Here is a 23784-nt window from a genome sequence, read left to right on the forward strand (position 1 = left end):
TGACCATCTCGTCACGACGTGTCTCCGAAAGGGACTTCGTGGGTTCGTGTGGGCCCCTGTTTCGGGGTTTTTTGATCGAACGGGATCCGTCAGATTGGCGGCGGCATCCCTGGTGCACGAGCATTCCGCGCGGAATGTGATGCAGGTCTCGTCCCTGCATCAGCGCTGAAAGTGATCTGTATTGCGCGCGGCTCAGGACCTCGAAGGACGCACACCAACCCGCGAAGCCAAAACAGAGATGCATCGCGCGCTGCGGAGGAGTGTCGCAGCGCGCGATGCATCCCGAATGCCGGCTTCGAGCCGGACGGACGCGCGGGATGCGTCCGCCCGGTTGGTCTCGCAGCCGGTCGGCAAGGCCCATCAGAATACGAACTGCACCCTCGTCAGGAAGACATCCTCGTCATGGCGATCCCCGCCGTCCTTGTCGCCGCCTGCGAACGTCGAGTGCTCGAAGTTGAGCGCCCACATCACGTTCTTGTTGAGATACCAGTTGACGGCCGCCGTGAGCGAATCCATCGCGGTGACGGATCTGGTCTTGTCGGCAAAGCCTTTGTCGAAGACATCGTTGTCGACGTCCAGGCTCGCGTAGCGAAGCGCCAGCTCCCACGCGCCCCAGCCGCCTGTTCCGAACCCGAAGTTGTTGTTCGGCACGATCTGCTTGTAGTTGGCAGCTTCGCCGGTCACGAGGTACGACGCGCGCACCTGCCATGCGCTGTTATCGACCGTTCCCTCGACGGGATCCTTCTTGACGTCCTGTGAGGAGTACGCGTACTCGAACATCGAGCCGAACGGCCCGAAGTAGTAGTACGCCTGCGGCGAGACGCGCCAGTGCGTGCCGTCGGCGATGGTCGTTCCGCCTGGAGTCGACGGGTTGTCGGCCGAGTAGCGGAAGTACGTGTTACGCGACGACGTACGGAACTGCGGAAGCTGCGGCGAAGAAGCCGAACCCTGTTCCTCACCGTAGGTTGCCGCAACACCGATCCCGAGCCCGCGCAGCGGCACGATCGACGTGTTGATGAACGGATGCGAGAACACCCGCGCTGCAACGTCGACGGCGTCGTTCACGTCGGCGTCGGTGCTTCCGCCGTCGACGACACCGTTCAGCACCGCGACCTGGTAGCCGAGCAGTCCCTGCTGGACGTCTCCGTAGACCTGAACGCCGAGATCGCGGTTCGGCACCAGGTTGTCGACGAGCGAGCGTTCGATGAACAGAAGATTGGTCGCGGACTGCAGTCGCTCGAGGCCGAACGGCGTCTTGAACTTGCCGGTGCGCAGCACGGCCCACGGCGCGAACCTGGTATCGAGATACGCATCCTGGAGCACGAGCGAGCTGCCGGCAAAGTCGGGCATCAGGCGGAACTCGAACCGCTCGGCGAGCGTGCCTCGAATGTCGAGCCGCGCGCGGCGGATCGTGAACGAATCGACGGTCGGGTTGTCCGCGTGGTCCGTGGCCCAGCGGCTGTCGGCGTGCACGTAGCCGCCGACCTTCAGCTTGTACTTGCCGTCGGCCGTACCGACGAAGAATCCGTCCTGGTAGCCGGCGACCGGCTTCGCCTTCGTGCGGTTCTCGTCGGAGACCTCGAGCACGCGCGTATCCTTCTTGAGCTGCTTGATCTCCTCTTCGAGCGCATCGATGCGCTCGAGAAGCGCAGCGTTGGTTGTCTCCTTGGTCGGCGATGCCGCCAGCGCGCTCGCGGGCATCAGGCCACACGCGCAGGCGACTGCGATGGCGGCAAGCGACGCTCGAGCTCGGTAGATGGTTCCTGGCGGCTTCATGGCGGTTCTTTCTCCTTTTGTGGGCGGATGCTTCCATCCGGCACGTCGACTGGACCGATTTCGGACTCCGCTGCCTGAGCAATGGCCGTGCCTCACGGGCCGGCATCCACTAACGCCTCGATTTCATGAAGTTTTTGTTGGTAACCCGCGCTGCTTTTAGCTTTGCGCCGTGAACATTGCTGGAAACACCTCGTTTGTTTTCACGGCCGGCCTTTATATTTGACGGGTTCAGGCCATCACGGGCCTGTGGAGGCCGCATGGACGAGTTCCGAGCCCTTTTGCTGGAAGTGTGGCGCGAAGCCTGTCGCCACACCGACATCGCAACGTCGACCGCGACGATCGCGGACCTCGTCTCGACGCGTCTTCCGATCGACCACATCGGCGTGCTCGCGATCGACTGGAACCGGGCCCGCGTTCAGCAGCGCGCCGGCGGGCTGGGCGACGGCGGTCGCCCGGCGGCGCTCGACCGAAATCTCAGCGACGCCGAGAAAGCACTGCTGCTCAGCTGGGCGCGCAGCTCGCGCGTGCTGCACCGAAGTGCCGCTGCGGCCTCCGCATCCTCCGCCTCCGATACGCATATCCACGAGCTGCTGCTGCCGTCGCATTCGGATGCGAGCTGGATGATCGGCGCGCTTCGCAGCGACGATGGTCCGACCGGCGTCGTCGTGCTGCGCGCAAAGCCCGACGCCGATTTCGATGTGACGCACGAGCGGATGCTCGAAGCCCTGCTCGAACCGCTCTCGGCTGCGCTCGAGAATGACCGCCGTCTTCACGAGCTGGCCGCACTTCGCGAGGCAGCCGAGGCCGACAAGCGCTCGGCTCTCGCACGCCTCGGACGCGACGACCTGCGCGACACGATCATCGGAGCCGATGCCGGCCTGCGGCAGGTGATGGAGCGGGTGAACCTCGTTGCGCGCCTCGACGTTCCGGTGCTGCTGCTCGGCGAGACCGGAACCGGAAAGGAAGTCATTGCGCGCACGATCCACGAAGCGTCGTCGCGAAGCCGCGGACCTTTCATCCGCGTGAACTGCGGCGCCATCCCGCCGGAGCTCATCGATTCCGAGCTGTTCGGCCACGAAAAAGGCGCATTTACCGGCGCCACGTCGTCGCGTCGCGGATGGTTCGAGCGCGCCGACAACGGCACGCTGCTGCTCGACGAAGTCGGCGAGCTGCCGCTGCCCGCGCAGGTCCGGCTCCTGCGTGTGCTTCAGGAAGGAAGCTTCGAGCGCGTCGGCGGCGAGCGCAGCGTGAACGTCGACGTGCGCATCGTGGCATCCACGCATCGCGATCTGCCGGCGATGATCCAGAACGGCGAGTTCCGCCAGGACCTGTGGTATCGGATCGCGGGGTTTCCGATCGTGCTACCGCCGCTGCGCGAGCGCCGCGAGGATACTCCGGCGCTGGCCGCGCATTTTGCCGCGCGTGCCGCCCGGCATTTCGGCCTGCGTCCGACGCGTCTTGCTGCCGAAGACGTCGAGTTGCTGACGGAGTACGACTGGCCGGGCAATGTGCGCGAGCTCATCTCGGTGATCGACCGCGCGGCGATCCTCGGCGAAGGCGAGCGCCTCGAGCTGGCGGCCGCACTCGGCAGTCCCGATCCGAGACTTCACCGGCGCGGTACGTCGGCGCCGGCAGCACCGGACGCATCACGCGGATCGGCGGCTCTCGATGAAGCGATGCGCAAGCATATCGAGTCGATGCTGCGCTCGTGCCGCGGGCGCATCGAAGGGCACGGCGGAACCGCCGAGCGGCTCGGCATCAATCCGCATACGTTGCGCGCGCGCATGCGAAAGCTCGGCATCGACTGGCGAAAGTTCCGCGGCGCAGCTTCGGGAGACTGAGGGCCGGGGACGCCGGGCAACGACCGGGTGCGGGCCGGTCCGACGCTTCCGGCAGACTTGCTGGTCCCGGCAATATCACGGTTTCGCTGACGCGGGCCCGTCGTATTTGACGGCTGCGATCACGGGGCCCTACGCAAAGACTGGTTTTTCAATGAGATAGCTGCTGGCACGTGGGTTGCTCAATGCCGCCCGCGAGATCGTCGCCGGGCTCCAGCTCGAGCGGCACTCCCAGGAGCTGCTCCCATGAAGCCCAGTGTGCTGCTTGTCTCTGCATTGCTGATCGCCGCCGCCGCCGTCTCGCGGCTGGCGATGGCCGGGGACATCACGCTCCTCAACGTGTCTTACGATCCGACGCGAGAGCTGTGGAAGGACATCAACAGCCACTTCATTCCCGCGTACGAAAAAGAGACCGGCAACAAGCTGACGATCAACCAGTCGCACGGCGGATCGAGCTCGCAGGCGCGAGCGGTCATCGACGGGCTCGATGCCGATGTTGTCACGCTCGCATCGTTTCTCGACACCGACGCGATCGCGAAGAAAGGGCTGATCAAGGAAGGCTGGGTCGACGCACTCCCGAACCGCTCGCTTCCCTACACGTCGACGGTGATCTTCGTCGTGCGCAAGGGAAATCCCAAGGGCATCAAGGACTGGCCCGATCTGGTCAAGCCAGGTCTCGAGATCGTCACGCCGAATCCGAAGACGTCGGGCAACGGATACCTGAGCTTCTTCAGCGCGTGGGGCTCGGTGATCCTGCGCGGCGGGTCGCGGCAGGACGCGATCGACTTCGTCACCAAACTCTACGGCCAGGTCCCCGTTCTCGATTCCGGCGCGCGCGGCGCGACCACCACGTTCGTGCAGAAGGGAATCGGCGACGTTCACCTCGCATGGGAGAACGAAGCACGGCTCGAAGTGGAGGAAGCCGGCGGCGATCTCGAGCTCGTCTATCCTCCGATCAGCATCCGCGCCGAGCCGCATGTGGCCGTCGTGAACATCAACGTGGCACGCAAAGGCACTGGACCGGCTGCCGAAGCCTACCTCAAGTACCTGTATACCGACGAGGCGCAGGACATCATCGCGAAGCATTTCTATCGGCCGGTGAGCGAAGCCGTGCTGCAGAAGTACAAGGCAAACTTCCCGGACATCCGGCTCTTCCCGATCACGGATATCGCGAAAGACTTTCCCGACGCGCACAAGCAGCTGATCGCCGACGGCGGCGTGTTCGACTCCATCTACAAACCGAAATGAATCTCGACGAGCGCAGCGGCCGCGTCGCGCGCGAAGCACGGCGGCTGCGCACCATCACGTTTCGGGGGGAGGCTACGCAGTCATGGCAACGGTAAGTCGGCGGGTATTGCCGGGGTTCCACGTAAGCCTCGGCTATACGATTTTTTACCTCGGCGTCCTCGTGCTGATTCCGATCGCCGCGTGCTTCGTCAAGGCGGGCTCGCTCAGCTTCGATGAGTTCTGGGGCGCGGTCTGGACCGAGCGCGCGCGCGCTGCCTACGCCCTTACTTTCGGCGCAGCGTTCGTCGCCGCGCTCGTCAACGCGTTGCTCGGACTCGTGCTTGCGTGGGTGCTGGTGCGCTACACGTTCCCGGGAAAGCGGATCGTCGATTCGCTCGTCGATCTTCCGCTCGCGCTGCCGACGGCAGTGGCGGGCCTGGTCTACTCCGCGCTGTACGTGCCGAAAGGATGGCTCGGCCAGTACCTGGTGCCCGTCGGAATCTACGGCGCATACAGCCGCTTTGCGATCATTCTCGTGCTCGTCTTCGTCGGGCTGCCGTTCGTCGTGCGCACCGTGCAGCCGATTCTCGAAGATCTCGATCCGGAGTGCGAAGAGGCCGCCGCTTCCCTCGGGGGAACGCGCTGGCAGGCATTCCGCCACGTGATCTTTCCGACCGTGCTGCCTGCGCTGATCACGGGCTTCGCTCTCGCGTTCGCCCGCGGCATCGGCGAGTACGGCTCGGTCGTCTTCGTCTCGGGCAACATGCCGTACAAGACCGAGATCGCCCCCATCCTGATCGTCGCGCGGCTCGAAGAGTTTGCGTACGGGGAGGCTACCGCGATCGCGGTCGTGCTGCTCGTCGTCTCGTTTGCGCTGCTGATCCTGACCAACCGGCTGGAACGCTGGAGCATGCGCCATGAGCACTGAAGTTTCGGCGACCGCCGCGGTGCTGCCGCCGCGAAGATTCCGCAAGGCACAGCAGGATCCGGCCTGGGTGCGGTGGGGCCTGACCGCGTTCGTGCTGCTCGTGGTCGGCGTACTGATCGTGATTCCAGTCGTCAACATTTTCGTCCAGGCGCTGACCCCGGGTCTCGGCGTGTATCTGCAGAACCTGTTTGCCGACCCCGACACGCGCCAGTCGATGATCCTGACGCTGACGGTGGTTCCGATCGCGCTGGTTGCCAACATCATTTTCGGCGTCGCCGCGGCGTGGGCTGTCGCGCGCTTCGATTTCCGCGGGCGGACTCTTCTGATCGCACTGATCGACCTTCCGTTTGCGGTATCGCCGGTGGTCGCGGGACTGATGTTCGTGCTGATCTTCGGACTGCAGGGTTACCTCGGCCAGTTCCTGCGCGACGATGGTTATTCCATCATGCCGTGGCTGATCGCGGGTCTGGCCGGGGTGGTCTTCATCCTGATGTTCTTCCTGCTTCGTCCGAGTGGATCGAAGGCGCGGCATGCGCTGTGGAATCATCCGTGGCCGGTGGTGTCGGCAGGTAGCGCGCTCGTGTTTGCGCTGCTCGTGTTCGTGCAGCTGCACTTCGACGTGTGGCCGCACAACCAGAGCCTGAAGATCATCTTCGCTCTTCCCGGGCTCGTGCTCGCGACGGCGTTCGTCACGTTTCCGTTCGTCGCGAGGGAGCTCATCCCGGTGATGGAAGCGGTCGGGCCCGACGAGGACATGGCGGCCGTCAGCCTCGGCGCGAGCGGCTGGCAGATGTTCTGGCACGTCACCGTGCCGAACATCAAATGGGGTCTCGTCTATGGGATCATCCTCTGCAACGCGCGCGCGGTTGGAGAATTCGGCGCGGTCTACGTCGTCTCCGGGCACATCGCCGGACTGACCGATACGATGCCGCTGCGGATCGAAAAGCTGTTCCAGGAATACAACATGGCCGGATCGTTCGCCGTGGCATCGGTGCTGACGCTGCTCGCCATGGTCACGCTGGTCGCAAAGTACAGGCTCGAGCGAAAGGCGCCGTCGATGACGAGCCTCGAGCCGGCGCTGGAGAAAATCGAAGCATGAGCATTCTCATCGAAAACGTTTCCAAAGCGTTCGGCAGCTTTGCTGCGCTCGACAACGTGAGCCTCGAGGTTCCGGACGGCGACCTGCTCGCGCTGCTCGGCCCGTCGGGCTCCGGAAAGACGACCCTGCTTCGGATCATCGCCGGACTGGAAATCGCCGATTCGGGCACGGTGCTGCTGCAGGGCGACGACATCACCGAGCAGTCCGCGCGCGAGCGCAACGTCGGCTTCGTCTTCCAGCACTACGCGCTGTTTCGCCACATGACGGTGGCCGACAACGTCGCTTACGGCCTGCGGGTGCGCGGCGTCGCGAAAGCGAAGCGTCGCGCTCGCGCAGAAGAGCTTCTCAACCTGGTCCGGCTCGAAGGACTCGGCGCGCGTTATCCGGCGCAGCTGTCCGGTGGCCAGCGCCAGCGCGTCGCGCTGGCGCGTGCGCTCGCCGCCGAGCCGAAGGTCCTGCTTCTCGACGAGCCGTTCGGTGCGCTCGATGCGAAGGTGCGCCAGGAGCTCAGGCAATGGCTGCGCAAGCTGCACGACGAGCTGCACGTGACCAGCATCTTCGTCACGCACGACCAGGAAGAAGCGATGGAGCTGGCCGACCGCATCGTCGTGATGAACAAGGGACGCATCGAGCAGATCGGCTCGACCGAGGATCTCTACGAGCGGCCGGCGACGCCGTTCGTGTTCGATTTTCTCGGAGAGACCAACGTGCTTGCGGCCGCGGTGCGCGGCCGAAGCGTTTTCCTGCCAGGTTCCGATCAGCCGATCTCGACCGACAGCATTCATCCAAGTGGCCTCGTCGACGTCTACGTAAGACCGGGCGATCTGCGACTCGCGGACCGCGGCAGTGCGGGCGTCGAAGTTCGCGTGACCGGCATTCAGCGTACCGGCCCGGTCGTGCGGGCAAGCGTTGAAACGACATCCGACCGCGTAGCCCTCAACGTCGATCTGCCGCACCTGCACCACGACGTGCCGGCCTTCGTGGTCGGTGCCGTCGTGCGTCTCCGGCTGATGCAGTTCAGCGTCTATGCGCGCGGTGAGCGTGCTCCGTCGCACACGACCGTGACGGCGCCGGTGCTGATCGGCAGGGAGCGCGAACGGCAGCGCGACGAAGCGACGCACGCCTGACGGGCCGCCGTGCGTTCGAGCCGGCGGCTTCGCGCAACGGCCTTTTTCTGGCGTACGGCTCGCTCCAGGCTCGACGGATCAGTGGCGTTCGATGAACTGTGAAACCGCCGCGTTCCACGCGTCGGGATTTTCGAAGTACGGCGAGTGACCGGCGTTCGCGATCTCGGCGACCTCCGATCCGGCAATGTACGCGGACGCCTTGCGCACAATCGCCGGCGGAAAAAGCCGGTCCTCCGTGCCGACCACGAACAGCGTCGGCACGCGCAGGTCCTTCAGCGACTCGCCCGCAACGCGCGCGGCGCCGAGCTGCCGCGCCATCCCGTCCGGCGGCGGCGAGCCGAACGTCGCGAGCGTCTGATACAGATAGCCGAGCTCCGGATGCTGGTCGGAGAAACCTTTCGACAGGGCAGGGTGGACGCCGAGCGCGGGCGGCGCACCGCGAAGGCTCGCGACTGCCGCCGACACTTCCCGCATGTGCGCACCGATCGCATCGTCGCTGATGCCGCCGAGCGTATCGGCGAGCACCAGCGCGGAGACGCGCTCCGGCGCGCGCATTGCCGTTCCGAGCGCGGTCCAGCCGCCCATCGATTGCCCGACGACCACGGCCTTGGTCACGGATGCTGCGTTCAAGACCGCTTCGAGATCGCGAACGACGACTGCGACGTCGTAGCGGTGCTGATCGCCGCCCGACGGTGCGAACCCGCGCTGACTCGGCGTGATCACCGTGTGGCTGCGCGCAAAATGCGCGACCTGGTGGAACCACACGGCATGGTTTCCGCCGAGACCGTGCACCAGAACGATTGCCGGCCCGCTGCCGCACGACTCGTAGTAGATGCGGACGCCGTCGTCTGCGACGGCCGATACCGTCTGTCGCGCGATTTCGGTCATGTCAGTGCACTCGTCGCCGGATGAAGCCGCCGACCACGGCATTCCAGAGCCCGGGGTTTTCGTAGTATCCGGAGTGGCCCGTGCCGCCGAGCTCGGAAACCTCGACCTTGCGCACTCCCGAAGCCGCGTGACGAACGAGGTCCGGCGGAAACAGGTGGTCGTGCTGGCCGACAATGAACATGGCAGGCGCGCGAAGGCCTTTCAGCTCGGAGAACGGCACCGTCTGCGCGGCAAGCTGCTTCGCGATCGCGTCGGGAGCCGGCGAGCCGAACGTCGACAGCGTCTGGTAAAGGTACGCGAGGTCCGGATGCTCGCGGCTGAACGACGGATCGAGCGCCGGATGGATTCCGAGCGGTGGCGGCGCTGCCCGCAGTTTCTCGGCTTGCGCCGTCATCGTGCGAAGATGCGCAGCAATCTGCCGGTCGCTGATGCCGCCGGTCGTATCGGCGAGCACCAGGCCGGACACGCGGGCGGGCGCATCGAGCGCCGTGCGCAGCGCAGTCCAGCCGCCCATCGACTGGCCGACCAGCACGGCAGTCGGCACCTGCGCGGCGTCCATCACGGAGACGACGTCGCGGGCGAGTCGCCGCGAATCGAATCCGCCGCTCTCGCCCGACGGTGCGAAGCCGCGCTGGCTCAGCGTAACGACCGTGTACCTGCGGGCGAACGAAGCGACCTGCTGGAACCAGACCGCATGATTGCCGCCAAGGCCGTGCACGAAAACGATCGCCGGTCCGCTGCCGCAGACTTCGTAGTAGATGCGGGTGCCGTCGTCGGCTTTCGCGAATCCGGTGCGTCGTGCGATCGGCGTCGATGTCGCGCCGAGGTCGGCCGTATCCGCCGTGGGCGTGGGGCTGTTGGCGACGTCGCGATCGCCGAGCGTCGAGCACGAGGCCGTCAGCGACAGCAGGATGGCGAGCAGAAACACGGGCACGGCGACCTGCTATCAATGCCTCGATCCGCCATCCAGCGCTCCGGCGGTTCCCGTCGCTGCGCTTTGACGGATCATGCCGATCGCTCCCCGGAACGCGGCGGGTCACTGCAGGCACGAAGCGACTGCTCGCGCTTGCGCCGGGTGCGCTGATTGGTAAGTACGCGCGGCGCGCCGGACACCGGCACCCCATCTTCAAGCAGCTTCAAGCAACTCCAAGGAGGATCTTATCATGCGTCTTTCCGAAACAGTCGCCGTCGTGACCGGCGGTGCATCCGGGCTCGGGCTTGCCACGGCCGAGGCGATTCTTGCCGGCGGGGGCCGCGTCGCGATTCTCGATCTCGAACGCTCGAACGGCGTCGAGGTGGCTGCCGGGCTCGGCGATCATGCGATCTTCACGCCCGCCGACGTCGCCAGCGAGGACGACGTGAACAAGGCTCTCGATGCGGCGATCGCCGCATTCGGCAAGATCAACGCGGCGATCAATTGTGCCGGCATCGGCACCGCGATGAAGACGACCGGCAAGGGCGGCCCGTTTCCGCTCGCGCTGTTCGCGAAGACGATCGAGATCAACCTGATCGGTACGTTCAACGTGCTGCGCCTCGCGGCCACGCGCATGCTCAGCAACGATCCGAACGACGAAGGCGAACGCGGCGTCATCATCAACACCGCATCGGTCGCCGCGTTCGACGGGCAGATCGGGCAGGTGGCCTACACCGCATCCAAGGCCGGCGTCGTGGGCATGACGCTCCCGATCGCACGCGACCTTTCGCGCGACGGCATCCGCTGCTGCACGATCGCACCCGGCACATTCGACACGCCGATGCTCGCGCTGCTCCCGGAAGAGAATCGCAAGGCACTCGGCGCAGGCATTCCGTTCCCGCAGCGCCTCGGCAAGCCGAAGGAATACGGACAGCTCGCGTGCGCGATCATCGAGAATCCGTATCTGAATGGCGAGACGATCCGGCTCGACGGTGCGCTGAGAATGCCGCCACGCTGACGCCGAATCGGCGTTGCAAGGCGGGGACGGATGGCGACATCGGTCCCCGCCTTTTTTTCGTCAGGGAGCCCAGGGTCTCGGCGGATGTTTCCGCTGGTTTCCGCGGGCGAACGTCGACGCAGTGGCGCATCCGGGACCCGAATCGCGCAGATCATCGGCGAGCATCGTTCCTGCGCGACCGGCGACAGAAGGTCTTGCCCGGAAGCTCTTGCTGAGGAGGACGCGAGCGCCGACAATTCGGACTGCAGGACGACGGCGCCGAATTCTCCTGGCGCCGCAAGGAGCTTCCATGCGAAATCCTCATGTTGTGAAGATCTGGTTGATCACGGGATCGATCGTCGCGAGCGTCGTCACGGCGCAAGGCGACGAACAGCAGATCGCGCCCGGAACCGGGCAGCAGAACTCGGTCGTGATCGACACCGGCGCCGACGGCATCTGCAACACGACTGCAGCCGACGGAGACCTGCAGTTCGCCGCTGTCGGCAGCGGAAGCCCCAATCGCACCGAGATCCGCTGCGGGACCAACCAGGTCGTCGAAACGCTGGCCATCGGCGACGACGTGCAGCTGATCGCGCTCGGAGCTGCCTGCAAGAACACCACGACCGCAATCATCGATACCGGCGACGATGGGATCGCGGACACGACCGCCGCCGGCGACGACACGCAGACGATCGTGGTCGGCGTCTCACCGGCCAATCAGGCCTGCGTGATGACCGGTGCCGACGGAGTTGCGCAAACGACGGCACCGCTGGGCGATGATTCGCAGGTTCTCGCTGCCGGAGGCGCCGCTCCCAACACCGCGGTCGTGCTGTGCGGGCCCAATCTCGTCGTCGACACGTCGGCCAACAATGCAGGCGCCGGCGACGACGTGCAGGTCACGGCCGTGGGCATGCCCTGTGCGGCAACCGATGTCGTCGTGAATTCGGGCGCCGACGGAATCGCGACCACACGCGCCGAAGGCCCCGACCTTCGAATCGCGGCCGCCAGGCCCGCAAGGATTACGATTTCGCCAGGCGATTTCGCGGGCTCGCGACGCCTGACGTTCAAGATCACCAACACCGAGTTCGGCGCCGGCGCGCCGCCGTCGCGGTCCTATCGGATCACGACCACCAGCGGCAGCTGTGGCGGTGGTGTCGTCTCCCAGGTGGATGCCGACACGCGCACCGACGGCCTGCAGGCTACTGCAGCGGTCGACCTCGGCGGCTACATGAGCGCGTCGCTGGTCGCGACGATGAAGCTCCAGAACGTGACCACGGTCGACTCGCACAACCCGTATCGTTGCTCGTTCGACGTTTCCGTGGTCGCGCTCGACACCGATCCCGCCGTGGATGATGGAGCGAATTCCGAAGGCAACACGACGACGGTAGATCTCGAGGTCAGCGACCGCAACGATTACTGAGCGCGGGCGCCGTGCCGATCGCCGACGCATTGAGCGATCCGCAAGCGCGCCGACCGGCCCGGGCGGAAGTTCAGGGCAGCGTTTCATCCGAGATGGCCGCGAGTCGTCCGGATCGCTGTCTTTGAAACGGCGGCGAGAAAACGGCTCCCCAGCAGATGTCGTCATCGTTGCGCAGTTGCACGTCGACAACGCCGCTGATCTGCGACAGATCGGGAAGTGCCAGAGATTCGCCGCTGCCTTTCATGCTGATGCGCGCCTTGCCGTCGACCACGCCCTCTTTCAGCCGCAGTGACGTGATCCCACCCGTCGAGCCTCCCGGATTGTCGTACGCGAATCCGTCGTTCCTGCTCGTCCAGTAACGATTGCTTTGAGGGATCGGAAAGCTGTCGAGCAGGGTGCCGTCCTCATAAACACACAGCCGGTAACCGTCGGTTGCGGTCGGATCGCCGAAATCGTCGCGTGGTGACACCGGTCCCGTTCGCCAGCTCCACGAAAGCCGGTCGGAGAGGTCGTCGGCATCGTCGATCAAAACCAGACGAGACTTCCCTGCCTGCAGCGGGTTGCGGCAGTCGGCGGGCGTCGGAGTGCAGACGGAATGTCGCGGCAGTCGCTGCCAGGTCGCGTATTGACCTTGGGCGAAGACCGTCGCCAGGCCTTCCGATTCCGCGACGAGATCGGTGGAGAGCAGCTCGCTCGAATAAGTCCAGCCATCCGGCAGCGGGCTGCCGGCAAGTCCGCCGACGACGGTGGGATCGTACTGCCCGAGCAGACTGACGGCGATGGCCTGCAGCACGTAGCGATCGCCCCGCGTGTCGGTCACGACGTGAATGACCTCGCCTGCGGCGAATCGATATCGCGTGTCGCGCGCAATGCTCGCGACCGCGAAGATGCCGAACGTCGGATCGTTACCGACCACGGTGGCGGAGACGAGCTGGGCAACAAAGACGAAATCGTCGCCGGGCACTTCCGGGATAAGGTCGAGAGACTGGGCTACTCCAGGCGGAGCAGTCGGCAGGTTCGCGGTCACTTCCGTCGGCAGGAAAAGCTTTGCCGGCGCCTTTTCGAACCCGGGCGGAGGCGTGACCGCTTCGAACTGCTCCAGAGTGCACTCGGGTTTGCAGACGTAGACGTTTCGCGAGAACGGCGGGTTCTCCGCGGTCAGCTCGCGGACCTCGAGCAGATAGGCGGCATCGGCAGTGTGGCCGAAGAGCAGAATCGAGAGTGTGGCCAGGGCCATTCGCATAATAATCTCCGGAGCAATATATTGGTGTTTCGGGTTCCAATAGTTCAATTACCCGGAATGGGGCACTGATGTCAACGAAATCCGTGCACGAGGATGACCAGACCGCCGACGGCCGCCGCCAGCGGTCCAGCCGCAGCCGGGCCCGCGTGCTCGACGCGATCTATGAGGTCTTCGCGGATGCGGACCTCGACGTGACCCCGGAACACATCGCGGCGCGAGCCGGCGTGAGCCTCAGCACGATCCGCCGCCACTTCGGCGACATCCCGAGACTTTCGCATGCGATGCGGGAGCACATTCTCGGCCGGATTCTTCCGATCCTGCAGTCACCGCCGTCCACGGGCTCGCGCGAGCAGCGATTGCGGGCGGTCGTCGCGTGCCGGCGGGAAGTCTTCGAGATCGTGATGCCCGGCATGCGCGCGACTCCGATCGGCGAGCGTGGAGGAGCTGCGCGCGCACGCGCGGACCGCAAGGAGCTCGAGTCTGTGCTGCGCGCACACCTTACGGCCACTTTTCCCGACGAGCTTTCCGGCGAAAAAGGACTCCTGCGCGGGGAGATGCTGTCGGCCATTCTGTCGTTTGGAGCGTGGGAACATCTGCGCACCGTTCGCGAGCTCGACCCGGAACGCTGCGCGGAGTTGCTAGAGCGCGCAGCTCGACCGCTGCTCGACGACTGAGATCTGCAGCAATCGGCGCCGGCAGAATATGCGCGCCGCTCGTTACGCACTGCGACACGTGCCCCTTTTCATGCCGATTCCGGTTTTCTTGCGTTGTCGCCAGCGGCGATCACGCGTAAACCACAGCCTGGGGGGACGATGTTCGAACGCGGGATACGCATAGCGCGGCGGTACCGGCAGGTACTGTTCGCGAGCATTGCTGTTCACAGCGTGCTCGCACTCGCCGGTGCGACTTCGGTCGTCGCGCAGACGAGCGAGGAGCTTGCGTGTTACGCCGGCAAGATGGGAGCGTCGGTCTATCACGCGAAGAGCCTAGGGCGCTGTCACGGTGGTCTTGCCAAAGGCGGTCCCGTTTCGGAGTTCGATGGGTGTATTGCCGCCGCAGCAGGCGGCGCCGATTCGCGCATCCAGTCGGCGGATGCGAGTGTCGCCCACTCCGGTTTCGACTGCCCCGGTGATCTGCAGAGTCTCGCTCTCGACGGAACGTCGCCGTGGCAGGACACGCTCGTGTCGTCGGCAATCTTCCAGGCAAACGCGCTGCCGAATGTCTGCGTACAGAAGCGCGCACGCGCGCTGTCGAAGTATGCGACGAAGTACGCCTCCTGCGTGCGGCGCGGGTTCGGAATTTCCGTGCAGGAGCTCGATGCGTGTGCGGAGCGGGCGCGTACCAAATTCGCCGACGGGTGGACGAAAGCCTCGCTCGTCGTGCCGTGCACGTCGGACGACTTCTCCTCCGTGGTTGCAAGCCTCGAACAGGCCATTCGCTCCCAGGCTGCACTGCTGCATGTCGCCTGCGGTGATGGCATCCGTGCGGGCTTCGAACAGTGCGACGACGGCAATCTGCTGGGAGGCGACGACTGCGACGGGGCCTGCATCTTCGAAGAGTGTGGAAACGACGTCGTGCAGTCCGGTGAGGCATGCGACGACGGCGGACAGACCGCGGGTTGCGACGAAGACTGCACCGCCGTTGCGTGCGGCGACGGGCTCGTCAACTTTGCGGCGGGAGAACAGTGCGACGCGTCCGGCCAGTCGGCCTCATGCGAAGCGAGCTGCCGGCGCGCTGTCTGCGGCGATGGAACGCTCAACGAACTTGCCGGCGAGGAATGCGACGGCCGCGGCGAGACAACGTTCTGCAATGGCGATTGCACTGCGGCCGCTTGCGGCGACGGAGTCGTCAACGTGACGGCCGGCGAGCAGTGCGACGACGGCAACACCCAGGCCGGCGACGGCTGCGATGCGAGCTGCCAGCTTCAGGACTGCGGCGACGGCCGGCGTCAGACGATCGAGGAATGCGACGACGGCAATACCATCGCGGGCGACGGCTGCTCGCCCGTGTGCAATCGCGAGACCTGCGGCCTGGTCGCCGGCACGGCGAAATGCCTGTACTGCCCGATTGGCTCCAGCCCTAACGCCGCGTACTCGGCGTGCGTATGCAATGCCGGATACACGCTCGCCGGATCGACCTGCCTCGACATCGACGAGTGCGCGGCGAACCCGTGCGGCGCAAATCCGTGCGACAACCTGCCCGGCACGTACTCCTGCCCGATCGCATGCACCGAGGCTGCCTTCCACGCGGCACTGCAGAGCTGCGGCGGCCCGGGCCGTGCGATCACGTTCAACTGCACCGACACGACGATTCTCATCTCGGACGCCAGCAACGGTCCGCGCCAGACGAGCTGCAACAATCTGGTGATCGACGGGATGAATCGCGGCATCACGTTCGAAATGAACCCGAAGTGCTGGGGCCGCGCGATCCCGGCCGACCAGTGCCGCGTGGCGCTCGATGCGGACGGCACGTGCTCGTGTCCGGACGTCAACAGCGGCACGCTCTTCCTTGCCCTCAACGGCAACAACATGACGGTGCGCAACCTTGCCGTGCGTTACTTCTTCGACGGCATCAAGACCGGCGGCAACGACAACACCGTCGAGAACGTCGACTTCGAGCGCGTCTGCGACGAGGCGACCGGCAATACGGCCGGCGTCGGCAATCTCTACACCGGCATCCATGCCCGGACAGCCTGCGGCAAATGCATGCAGAACTACGGCGTCATCTCGGCAACCGCGGCCGATCCGAAGCTGCGCGACCATTACAACGCGATCGTGCGCGACAGTCTGTTCACCGATTGCCAGCAGCCGATCCGCATGACCAATGCCGGACGCTACCGCATCGAATACACGCGAATGGAGGGCTTTTACGCGTCGGGAATCTTCCGCTGCCTCGGTCCGCGCTTCAGCACCAGTGCCGGGGATACTCAGGTCGTTCACATGACCGGATGCGAGCTCGACGGCTGCGACAACGGCGTGCGCGTCGGCGGCAACGTCGAGGCTCTGGTCTGGGGCAATACGCTCGTCAACAACGAGTTCCGCGGGCTGCTCGCGACATCGAATGCGCGCGTGTCGATGTGGGACAACATCGTGCGCGGAAACGGCGGGCTCGCGACTTCGGAGGCCGGTCTTGGCGGCGTCGGTGTTTCCGATACGGCCGAGCTCGATCTCGGAGGCGGCAGCCTCACCATCGACGGCCAGCTCGTCACGAGCCCCGGTCGCAACGTGCTGTGCGACAACGTGAGCCCGCAAGGCACGAGCCGCGAAGTGCACAACGTGACGACCGCGACCGTCAAGGCCGAGAACAACTACTGGTGCACGATGGATCCGCAGAGCCATGTGACAGGCCCGGTCGACACGGATCCGTTTCTCGCCGAAGAGCCGTAGGCGTCAACGAGATTGCAGCGTGCGCGAATTGCTGCCTCCAATCCCAGGATTGCAACGGTACGTGCTATCCCGCTGTGGCCGCCAATTGCGATACCGGCGCTCCGCACTTGACGATTGCCGCGTCGGCGGGTGAGGATGCCTCCATGACTTCCATGGTGGCCCGCGCGATCTGGTCTTTGGGGTTTGCCCTTGCGCTCGTCTCGCCCGCGGCTGCGGCTGATGCGTGCGCCCGGCCGATCACCGACGGAGACAAACCGGCTATCGCCGACTGTCTCTACATCGCCAGGGCCAGCATAGGATCAAGGCCGTGCAGCGAATGTGTCTGCGACGTCAACGGGTCAGGTTCGATAGAGATTTCCGATGCACTTCGCTGTCTTCGCGTTGCCATCGGAGGACAAGGCGAGCTCGCGTGCCCGCCGTGCGATTCGACAACGACCACGCTGGAAACCTGCGCGCCGTGTGCGGACGCTCTGATCGGGCTGGCTCATCCCGAGGATCTCTGCGACGTCGACCGAATCGAGTATGACGAAACGATCGCTTGCCTGCACTCGTGCTGTTCATTCGTCTGCCCCGCGGTCGTAGGCGGCTCGTGTACGCCGTGCACCGGGCCGTTGCTTCTTACGTGCCTGCGCGAAACGTGCAGGGCGGAAATCGAGAGCTGCTCAGAACGGTAAGAGGCCAGGGTCGGAAGCTTTTTGCACGTCGAGCTGCTCCGGCGCTCGTAGCCGCAGGGTTTCCCGGACGTCGCTACTTCGGCGGCGCGCCGACGCAGATTCCCGGGCAGTCGGCGCTGATGTCCGGCTCGCAATCGTCGCGCGGATCGTCCACGCAGTTGCCGGCGGAGCACTCCAGGCCTGCGATGCCGGCACACATTTCGTAGCGCGGCATTCGTCCAAGCAAACGAATTGCGATCCGGTCGCCGTCCCGGACAATCAGTCCGGCGGCCTCACAGTTCGCCGAGCTGGCGTTGCCGGCAACGGAGACCCGCTGCCCGGTCGTGCGGTTCCTGCAGACGGTCCGGCGCAGGTCTGCTCCATGAAGCGAGCCGCCAAGCCGGTCGATGACAGCAAATGCGATGTCGCCGAGCGGCTGCGGCGGGATTTGCGGTGGGTGTTCCAGGCGCACGCTGGCGGAGTACGATCCCGGAGCGAGGAGACCGAGCTCTGCGCGCACCTTCCACGGGGTCACGACTGCCGCGCACGGGGCGAGCGGCTCCGAAAGGACGATGTCGATCCCGCTCCCCGTTCTATTCACGCTGGAGAGCTGCGGAACACAGAGATCCGGCGAGACCGCATCGATCACGATGGCGACGGGCTCGAACGACGACGGTGCCGCGGGTTCCACGCGCACCGCGAGGTCGGAATCGGCCAGGCACCATGCAGGCAGACCGGCTCCGAGAAGAGCGGCGGCCAGAAAAATGATTCTCGAGCAGGCTCTCACGGTGTCGTTGCGCCTGCGGGAACCGCGAACAAAAGACCTTCCGGATCACGGATGCTGATCTTGATGAATTCACCCCGGTTCAGAACGCGACTTCGACCGGCGTCGAATAGAACTGCTTGTACCAGCGGCGGAATCGCGAGATGTCGCCGTCGCCTTCGGCAAGGTTCGGCTTTTCGCGGAACAGCTTGTTGTTCCACAGCGGCATGTCGAGCTCCCAGTCCTTCGCGTAGTAGTCGAAGAAATCGGCGACCGCTTCCTTGTTGGAGTCGCGATGCACATAGTAGTTGTGCGTCAGCACCATGCGCTCGGGGTCGAGCGGCGTCAGCGACTGCACCGAAACCCCGTCGATCATGCCGCTGACGCGCGTCAGCGAGAGCCCCGGGCCGAACATGAACGAGCGGATCGTCGCCATGCCTTCGGCGCTCGACTGCACCGAATCGCGCTCGAAGTCGAGATGAAGCTTGCAGATCGGGCCTTCGGTGTCGTAGACGACGCCGCGCACTTTCATTCCGTGCAGCGTTCCGAAATGCGCGACGTCGAAGCCGTTCTCGTACAGCTCCTGCGGATGGGCCGTCAGCTCCCACTGGCGGCGGCCATGCACGTAGTAGTCGTCCGAGAGTGTTTCGGGAACGATCTCGGGCGTCCACTCCGGCGCGATGCCTTCGGCGTGATGCCAGATGAGGATGAACCCGTTCTGCTCGCGAACGACGGGCTTGCCGATCTGCGCCTTCGCCGGAATCCGCTTCGCGTACGGAACGTCGACGCACGCGCCGGTCTCGCCGCTCCAGCACCAGTTGTGGAACGGACAGCGGATGTTGTCGCCTTCGACTTTTCCGCCGACGCCGAGATGCGCTCCGAGATGCGGGCAGTACGCGTCGAGCACGTGCGCCGCTCCGCCGTCGCCGCGAAACACGACGAAGTCGCGGCCGATCGCGTGCACCGCCTTGACCTCGCCCGCCTGGACTTCGTGCGAATAGCAGACGTTGAACCAGCCGTTCGGAAACGGCGGCAGGGAGATGCGCGGGGTGCTCGGTGCGGGAGTCGCGGTCTGCTGGGGCGTCATATGGTCTCCTGGTTCGCGGATTTCCGCTGTAACCGCTGCGCATTCGCTTCGGGCGGCAGCTAGAACGTGTTCCAGTCGCGCATTATAGGCGCCGGCCGGGCCGTGTCCACCGCAGGCGCACCCCGCCGCAAAAGGCCGCAATATCGGGGGCTTGCCAGAAGGCGAGTTGACCGGGTTGTCGCTGTTGCCGCTAGTCCGGACGCCCCTTATATTCCGCCGCTTCAAAGCCGGGGGTGGATCTTGAAACGCTTCGTCAATTTGTCGTGTGTTGCTGCTGTGACTGCAGCAGTGTCCATGTTTCCGCACGCTGCCGTCGCGCGCTCGTGCCGTGCCGGGCTTCTCAAGGCGAGTGCGCAGTTCTTGCGCGGGTCGAACCAGGTCTGGACCGAATGCCTGCAGCGCGAGCAGGAAGAGAACGGCACGGTCGGATCTGTCTGCAACAGCTTCGACTACTACGACGCATTTTCGAAGGTCTACGACGATTTCGAAAAGCTCCGTACGGACTCATGCCCGTGGGATGATTCCACGACGACCGGCAGCGAAGCCGCGACCATCTACGATTTCGGGTCGACCGATTTTTCGTGCAACGCGTCCATCCATGGCGCGTGCGATTTCGAGTACTACGCCGACTGGACGCGTGGCATCCTGCTGCCTGCGGCCGGCTGGATCGGCACGTGTGCGCAGTGCCAGGGTGAATCGCAGGGCTGGATCCTCTCGTCTCTGTTCTACAGAAACTTCGTCAACCAGCCTCCCGATGGCGGCGTAGCGCGCTGCCAGCAGGTTCTCGCGAGCGCATCGAACAAGTACTTGCAGAAGCGATCGAAGGCGATCGAGAAATGCCTGCGACAATCGGTCGACGGGCCTCTGGTATCCGAATGTCGTGCGAGTCCCGGCTCGAGCCTCTCGACGTTGCTCGACAAGTACCGCACGAGCTTCGTGAAGAAGGTCTGTGGCGCATGCGGCGGGCCCGATGGAAGCTGCGACGGCCTAGCTGGCGGTGTCGCGGGGTCGGGAGGCAGCGACGACATTGCGGCAGGCGAAATCGGCATGCCGGCCACGTGCATCGGTGTCGAGAGTCCCGTCACCGGGCGCTGTTACCGGACGGTCGCCAGCGTCTCCGATCTGGTCAGCTGCGCGTCGTGCGTCACCGAATCGATGGTCGACTGCGGAATGCAGATCGCCGCTCCCTGGGCGGGTCCGCTCGACGCCGCTTGCGGAGGCGATGGCAGTGCGCGCGTCCTTTACGCCGAGGATTTCGACGGCCTGCCGCAGGATGCGTGGCCATCGCCGTGGGTCGCAGCCGCCGAACCTGCACTCGCCGACACCGGCGAGGACGCAGCAAGGCTCGAGCCGCGCCTCGCTCATCCGTCAGAAGCGCGGATGTATGCGGCAAACATCGGACGCGACGTGGATGTGCGCATCCATTTTCGCGTCACCGACGCAGAAACCCAGGGATGGCGACTGAGCCTGCGCGACGACGGCGCAGGCAACGCGTACCGGGTGCAGCTGCGCAAAGAAGGTGGCGTGCCGGTGCTCCGGTTGCAGCGGGTTCTCGGCGGGGTCGTCACCGATCTCGCCTCTTTTGCCGGAATCGAGCTGCAGTTGTGGAACGATGCCCACGAGTGGGCGCGCTTCCGCATCTCGACCGAGCACGGCGCAGCGAGGCTTCAGGCAAGCTCGTTCATGCCGGGAAATTACGAACCGGATTCGTGGCAGGTCGACGCCCTCGACTCGTCGGCGGGCCTCCAGGTTACGGACGGGATCGCATTCGAATCGTTCAGCTCGCTTACGCCGGACAATGGCGCCGAGGCCGGCATAGTCTATCTCGAAGACATCGCGGTGCAGAGCGCCCGCAATCCGCTCGATCGGTTGGGGCCGGCCGAAGTGGTCGCATCCGGTTTTGTTGCCGCCGATGGCCCGCTTTGGCGCGACACGACGCAGACGCTTCTCCTGACCGATCACGCGAACGACGCGGTCTACGAATTCGACCCCATTGCGCAGACGATCTCTTCGCTGGCGCTCGGGCTCAACGGTGCCGCAGGCCTTGCGCTCGATCCCGACGGACGGCTGCTCGCCGCCGAGTATGGCGCACGCGACCTCGTGCGCGCCGAAGCCGACGGAACGACGACCGTGCTCGCCGATCGTTATCAGGACCTGCGGCTGAATTCGCCACACGACGTCGCCACGGACGGCGCCGGCCATGTGTACTTCAGCGACCCGTCTTTTGGCGTTGCTGATGCCGACCGCGAACAGTTCTTCAATCAGGTCTATCGCCTGGAGGTCGACGGGACGCTGGAACGGATCGATTCGTTCCGTTCTCCCGAACAACCCGTGGGGATCGAGCTGACCCGTGGAGGCACCCATCTGTTCGTCGCGGATCCGGCAAACGCGTTGCTGCGTCGCTATCACATCGAAGAGCCGCTCTTTTCGTACCTGGAACGCGGGTACGCCGGCTACTCCGGTGCGTCGGGCATCTGCAGCGATCCGGCTTCGGGAACGCTGTTCGTCGGTATGCCGGACGGCCTCGTCGCCATCTCGTGGCAAGCGGTGAAATGGGCAACCGTCGCCCTGCCGGAGCCAGTCACCAATTGCGCCGTCGCCGGTGACGGCTTGCAACGAACGCTGTACGTCACGACGGCGAGCTCCCTCTATCGAATGGCGTATCCGGAGCCGTGAGGCGAAATCGGCGTTGGGCGACCTGGGGCACCAACTGCACGACTAATGCGTAGGTTGCCTACGGTATGGTCGGCAAGATTTCGACCGTTCCCGTCAGTCGTCGAGGCCGAGCTGTGCGCGAAGCTCGCGCTTGACGATCTTTCCCATCGAGTTGCGCGGAATGCTCGCGACGAAATGGAATCGTTCCGGAATCTTGTAGCGCGCGAGATTTGCCGCGCAGATTTCCTTGAGCTCGTCTTCTGCGACATCGGCGCCGTCCGCAAGCTGCACCGCCGCGATCACGCGTTCGCCAAGCCGCTCGTCCGGTATGCCGAGCACGGCACACGCGGCGACTCGCGGATCGCCGTGCAGCACACGCTCGATCTCGGCCGGATACACGTTGGCGCCGCCGCGAAGAATCAGGTCGCCCCTGCGGCCGCGGATGTAGAGCTGGCCGCTTGCCGGATCGCGCATGCCGAGATCGCCGGTGTGGAGCATGCCGCCGCGCAGCGCCCTGGCGGTCTCATCCGGTTTGTCCCAGTAGCCGAGCATCGGCGTGTAGACGCCGGCGAACGCGCCGTCATGTGCTGCGGCGACGCAGATCTCGCCGACTTCACCGTCGGCAACCCTGCGCCCATCCTCGTCGATCAGATCGATGGCGATCTGCGGCAGCGGCTGGCCGATCAGTCCGGGCTCCGGCTCGCGATCGCCGAGCGAACGCGTGACGGCGGTCGGCGCTTCGGTCATTCCGTAACCGATCGCGACGTTCTTTCCGAAACGCTCGCGATAGAGCCGAAGGAACGACGGCGGACATTCGGCGCCGCCGACTTCCGGCGTCGCAAGCGACGCGAGATCCTCACCGCGCACTTCCGGATGCGTAAGAAGATCGTGGTAGATCGCCGGCACGGCCGCGAAATGCGCGACGCGCTCGGTGCGCACCCATTCTGCAATCCCGAGCGCATCGACGCGGTCGATGCAGACGCACGTGCCGTCGATCTGGAACACCAGCGTCGGCACAAGCACCATCAGGTTGAGGACCGTAAGCGGCAGCAGTACGCCCTGGACCTGTCCGTTCGGATACGCGCCGGTCGCGGCAGCCACGGCGCCGGGCAGAAGCAGGTTGTGCTGGCTGTGCACGGCGCCTTTCGGAAATCCCGTCGTGCCGCTCGTGTACGCGATGGCCGCCGGTGCGTACGGATCGATCTCGACGCGCGCGGCGGCGTCCGTCTTTGCCGCGGCGACTGCGCATGCCCACGAACAGCTTGCGTCGCCGGCCTCGCTAACAAGAGTGTGCCGCAGCGTTGCGACCGGGTTGGCTTGGATCTGTGCACACGCGGCGCGGTCGCCGATGAAAACCGACGCGCCGGCGTCGCGGAGCAGCGCGGCTTTTTCGACGGCCGCGAGCGCACGCGCGATGCCGACCCAGATCGCGCCGAGCCGCATCGTGGCGAGGTACGCGATGACGATGTCCGGATGATTGGGCGTGCAGGCCGCCACGCGATCACCGCGACCGATGCCGAGCGCGGCCAGGGCGCCGGCAGCGCGTGCGACGGCGTCGTCGAGCTCACGATATGTGTAGCGAGCGTGACGGCCGACGAGCGCGACGCGGTCAGGGCAGCGCGCGAGTGGCCCAGCGAGAATCTCCGCGACGTTCTGCGGACCGTTGCCGGGTATCGCAGGGCGCGCGGAGGCGACGAGATGATGCTCGCGTTCGAGCTCGCGCCAGAAGTCCCGCGACGCGCTGCTCGCGTTCTGCGGACCGAGATCGCTCAAGCCGGCGTTCC

General features: G+C 65.3%; 18 protein-coding genes. 11 read left to right on the forward strand and 7 right to left on the reverse strand.

Going from position 1 to position 23784, the window contains the following annotated elements:
* Positions 1-360: 360 nt before the first annotated feature.
* Positions 361-1776 carry a porin gene (locus VN634_01865; protein ID HXC49607.1) on the reverse strand — a complete coding sequence of 472 codons (1416 nt, stop codon included), beginning with the start codon at positions 1774-1776 and terminating at the stop codon, positions 361-363.
* A gap of 257 nt (positions 1777-2033) precedes the next feature.
* Between VN634_01865 and VN634_01870 the strand changes: the two genes are divergently transcribed.
* The 5 genes from VN634_01870 to VN634_01890 all read left to right on the forward strand — a co-directional run bounded on the left by VN634_01870 (position 2034) and on the right by VN634_01890 (position 7995).
* Positions 2034-3617 carry a sigma-54 dependent transcriptional regulator gene (locus tag VN634_01870; GenBank protein HXC49608.1) on the forward strand — a complete coding sequence of 528 codons (1584 nt, stop codon included), beginning with the start codon at positions 2034-2036 and terminating at the stop codon, positions 3615-3617.
* Between the two features lie 243 nt (positions 3618-3860).
* Positions 3861-4862: a sulfate ABC transporter substrate-binding protein gene (locus tag VN634_01875; protein HXC49609.1), complete on the forward strand. Its 1002-nt coding sequence runs from the start codon at positions 3861-3863 to the stop codon at positions 4860-4862.
* 82 nt (positions 4863-4944) lie between these two features.
* Positions 4945-5769 carry a sulfate ABC transporter permease subunit CysT gene (gene cysT, locus VN634_01880; protein HXC49610.1) on the forward strand — a complete coding sequence of 275 codons (825 nt, stop codon included), beginning with the start codon at positions 4945-4947 and terminating at the stop codon, positions 5767-5769.
* On the forward strand, positions 5759-6868 hold the full coding sequence (locus tag VN634_01885) for an ABC transporter permease subunit (GenBank protein ID HXC49611.1): 1110 nt from the start codon (positions 5759-5761) through the stop codon (positions 6866-6868). Before cysT ends, VN634_01885 begins: the two co-directional genes overlap by 11 nt.
* On the forward strand, positions 6865-7995 hold the full coding sequence (locus tag VN634_01890; protein ID HXC49612.1) for a sulfate/molybdate ABC transporter ATP-binding protein: 1131 nt from the start codon (positions 6865-6867) through the stop codon (positions 7993-7995). Before VN634_01885 ends, VN634_01890 begins: the two co-directional genes overlap by 4 nt.
* A 78-nt stretch (positions 7996-8073) precedes the next feature.
* Here the strand turns inward: VN634_01890 and VN634_01895 are convergent, their stop codons facing one another.
* Both VN634_01895 and VN634_01900 read right to left on the reverse strand, forming a co-directional pair.
* Positions 8074-8883 (reverse strand): alpha/beta hydrolase, encoded by an 810-nt coding sequence (locus VN634_01895; GenBank protein HXC49613.1) that lies wholly within the window; start codon positions 8881-8883, stop codon positions 8074-8076.
* Position 8884: 1 nt separating this feature from the next.
* Positions 8885-9817, reverse strand: a complete 933-nt coding sequence (locus tag VN634_01900) for an alpha/beta hydrolase (protein ID HXC49614.1) — start codon at positions 9815-9817, stop codon at positions 8885-8887.
* Positions 9818-10046: 229 nt separating this feature from the next.
* Between VN634_01900 and VN634_01905 the strand changes: the two genes are divergently transcribed.
* Entirely contained in the window at positions 10047-10814 is a 768-nt protein-coding gene (locus VN634_01905) for a 3-hydroxyacyl-CoA dehydrogenase (protein HXC49615.1), read from the forward strand.
* A gap of 289 nt (positions 10815-11103) precedes the next feature.
* Positions 11104-12213, forward strand: a complete 1110-nt coding sequence (locus tag VN634_01910) for a hypothetical protein (GenBank protein ID HXC49616.1) — start codon at positions 11104-11106, stop codon at positions 12211-12213.
* Between the two features lie 70 nt (positions 12214-12283).
* Here the strand turns inward: VN634_01910 and VN634_01915 are convergent, their stop codons facing one another.
* Complete coding sequence (locus tag VN634_01915; GenBank protein HXC49617.1) at positions 12284-13456, reverse strand: hypothetical protein; 1173 nt, start codon at positions 13454-13456, stop codon at positions 12284-12286.
* 68 nt (positions 13457-13524) lie between these two features.
* Here VN634_01915 and VN634_01920 point away from each other — a divergent pair, with 68 nt between their 5' ends.
* From VN634_01920 to VN634_01930, 3 genes are all read left to right on the forward strand, one after another.
* Positions 13525-14130, forward strand: a complete 606-nt coding sequence (locus VN634_01920; protein HXC49618.1) for a TetR/AcrR family transcriptional regulator — start codon at positions 13525-13527, stop codon at positions 14128-14130.
* 210 nt (positions 14131-14340) lie between these two features.
* The gene (locus VN634_01925) at positions 14341-16842 is read left to right on the forward strand and encodes a DUF4215 domain-containing protein (GenBank protein ID HXC49619.1); all 2502 of its coding nucleotides are present in this window, start codon (positions 14341-14343) and stop codon (positions 16840-16842) included.
* Between the two features lie 143 nt (positions 16843-16985).
* Positions 16986-17516 carry a hypothetical protein gene (locus VN634_01930; GenBank protein ID HXC49620.1) on the forward strand — a complete coding sequence of 177 codons (531 nt, stop codon included), beginning with the start codon at positions 16986-16988 and terminating at the stop codon, positions 17514-17516.
* 73 nt (positions 17517-17589) lie between these two features.
* Here the strand turns inward: VN634_01930 and VN634_01935 are convergent, their stop codons facing one another.
* Complete coding sequence (locus VN634_01935; protein HXC49621.1) at positions 17590-18282, reverse strand: hypothetical protein; 693 nt, start codon at positions 18280-18282, stop codon at positions 17590-17592.
* Between the two features lie 79 nt (positions 18283-18361).
* A complete protein-coding gene (locus tag VN634_01940; protein HXC49622.1) occupies positions 18362-19345 on the reverse strand; it encodes a Rieske 2Fe-2S domain-containing protein in 984 nt (327 codons plus the stop codon).
* Between the two features lie 294 nt (positions 19346-19639).
* Here VN634_01940 and VN634_01945 point away from each other — a divergent pair, with 294 nt between their 5' ends.
* A complete protein-coding gene (locus VN634_01945; protein HXC49623.1) occupies positions 19640-22021 on the forward strand; it encodes an SMP-30/gluconolactonase/LRE family protein in 2382 nt (793 codons plus the stop codon).
* Positions 22022-22114: 93 nt separating this feature from the next.
* Here the strand turns inward: VN634_01945 and VN634_01950 are convergent, their stop codons facing one another.
* Positions 22115-23773, reverse strand: a complete 1659-nt coding sequence (locus VN634_01950) for a class I adenylate-forming enzyme family protein (GenBank protein ID HXC49624.1) — start codon at positions 23771-23773, stop codon at positions 22115-22117.
* Positions 23774-23784 lie beyond the last annotated feature (11 nt).

The sequence above is a fragment of the Candidatus Limnocylindrales bacterium genome (genome assembly GCA_035571835.1).
GTDB lineage: Bacteria > Desulfobacterota > Binatia > UBA1149 > CAITLU01 > DATNBU01.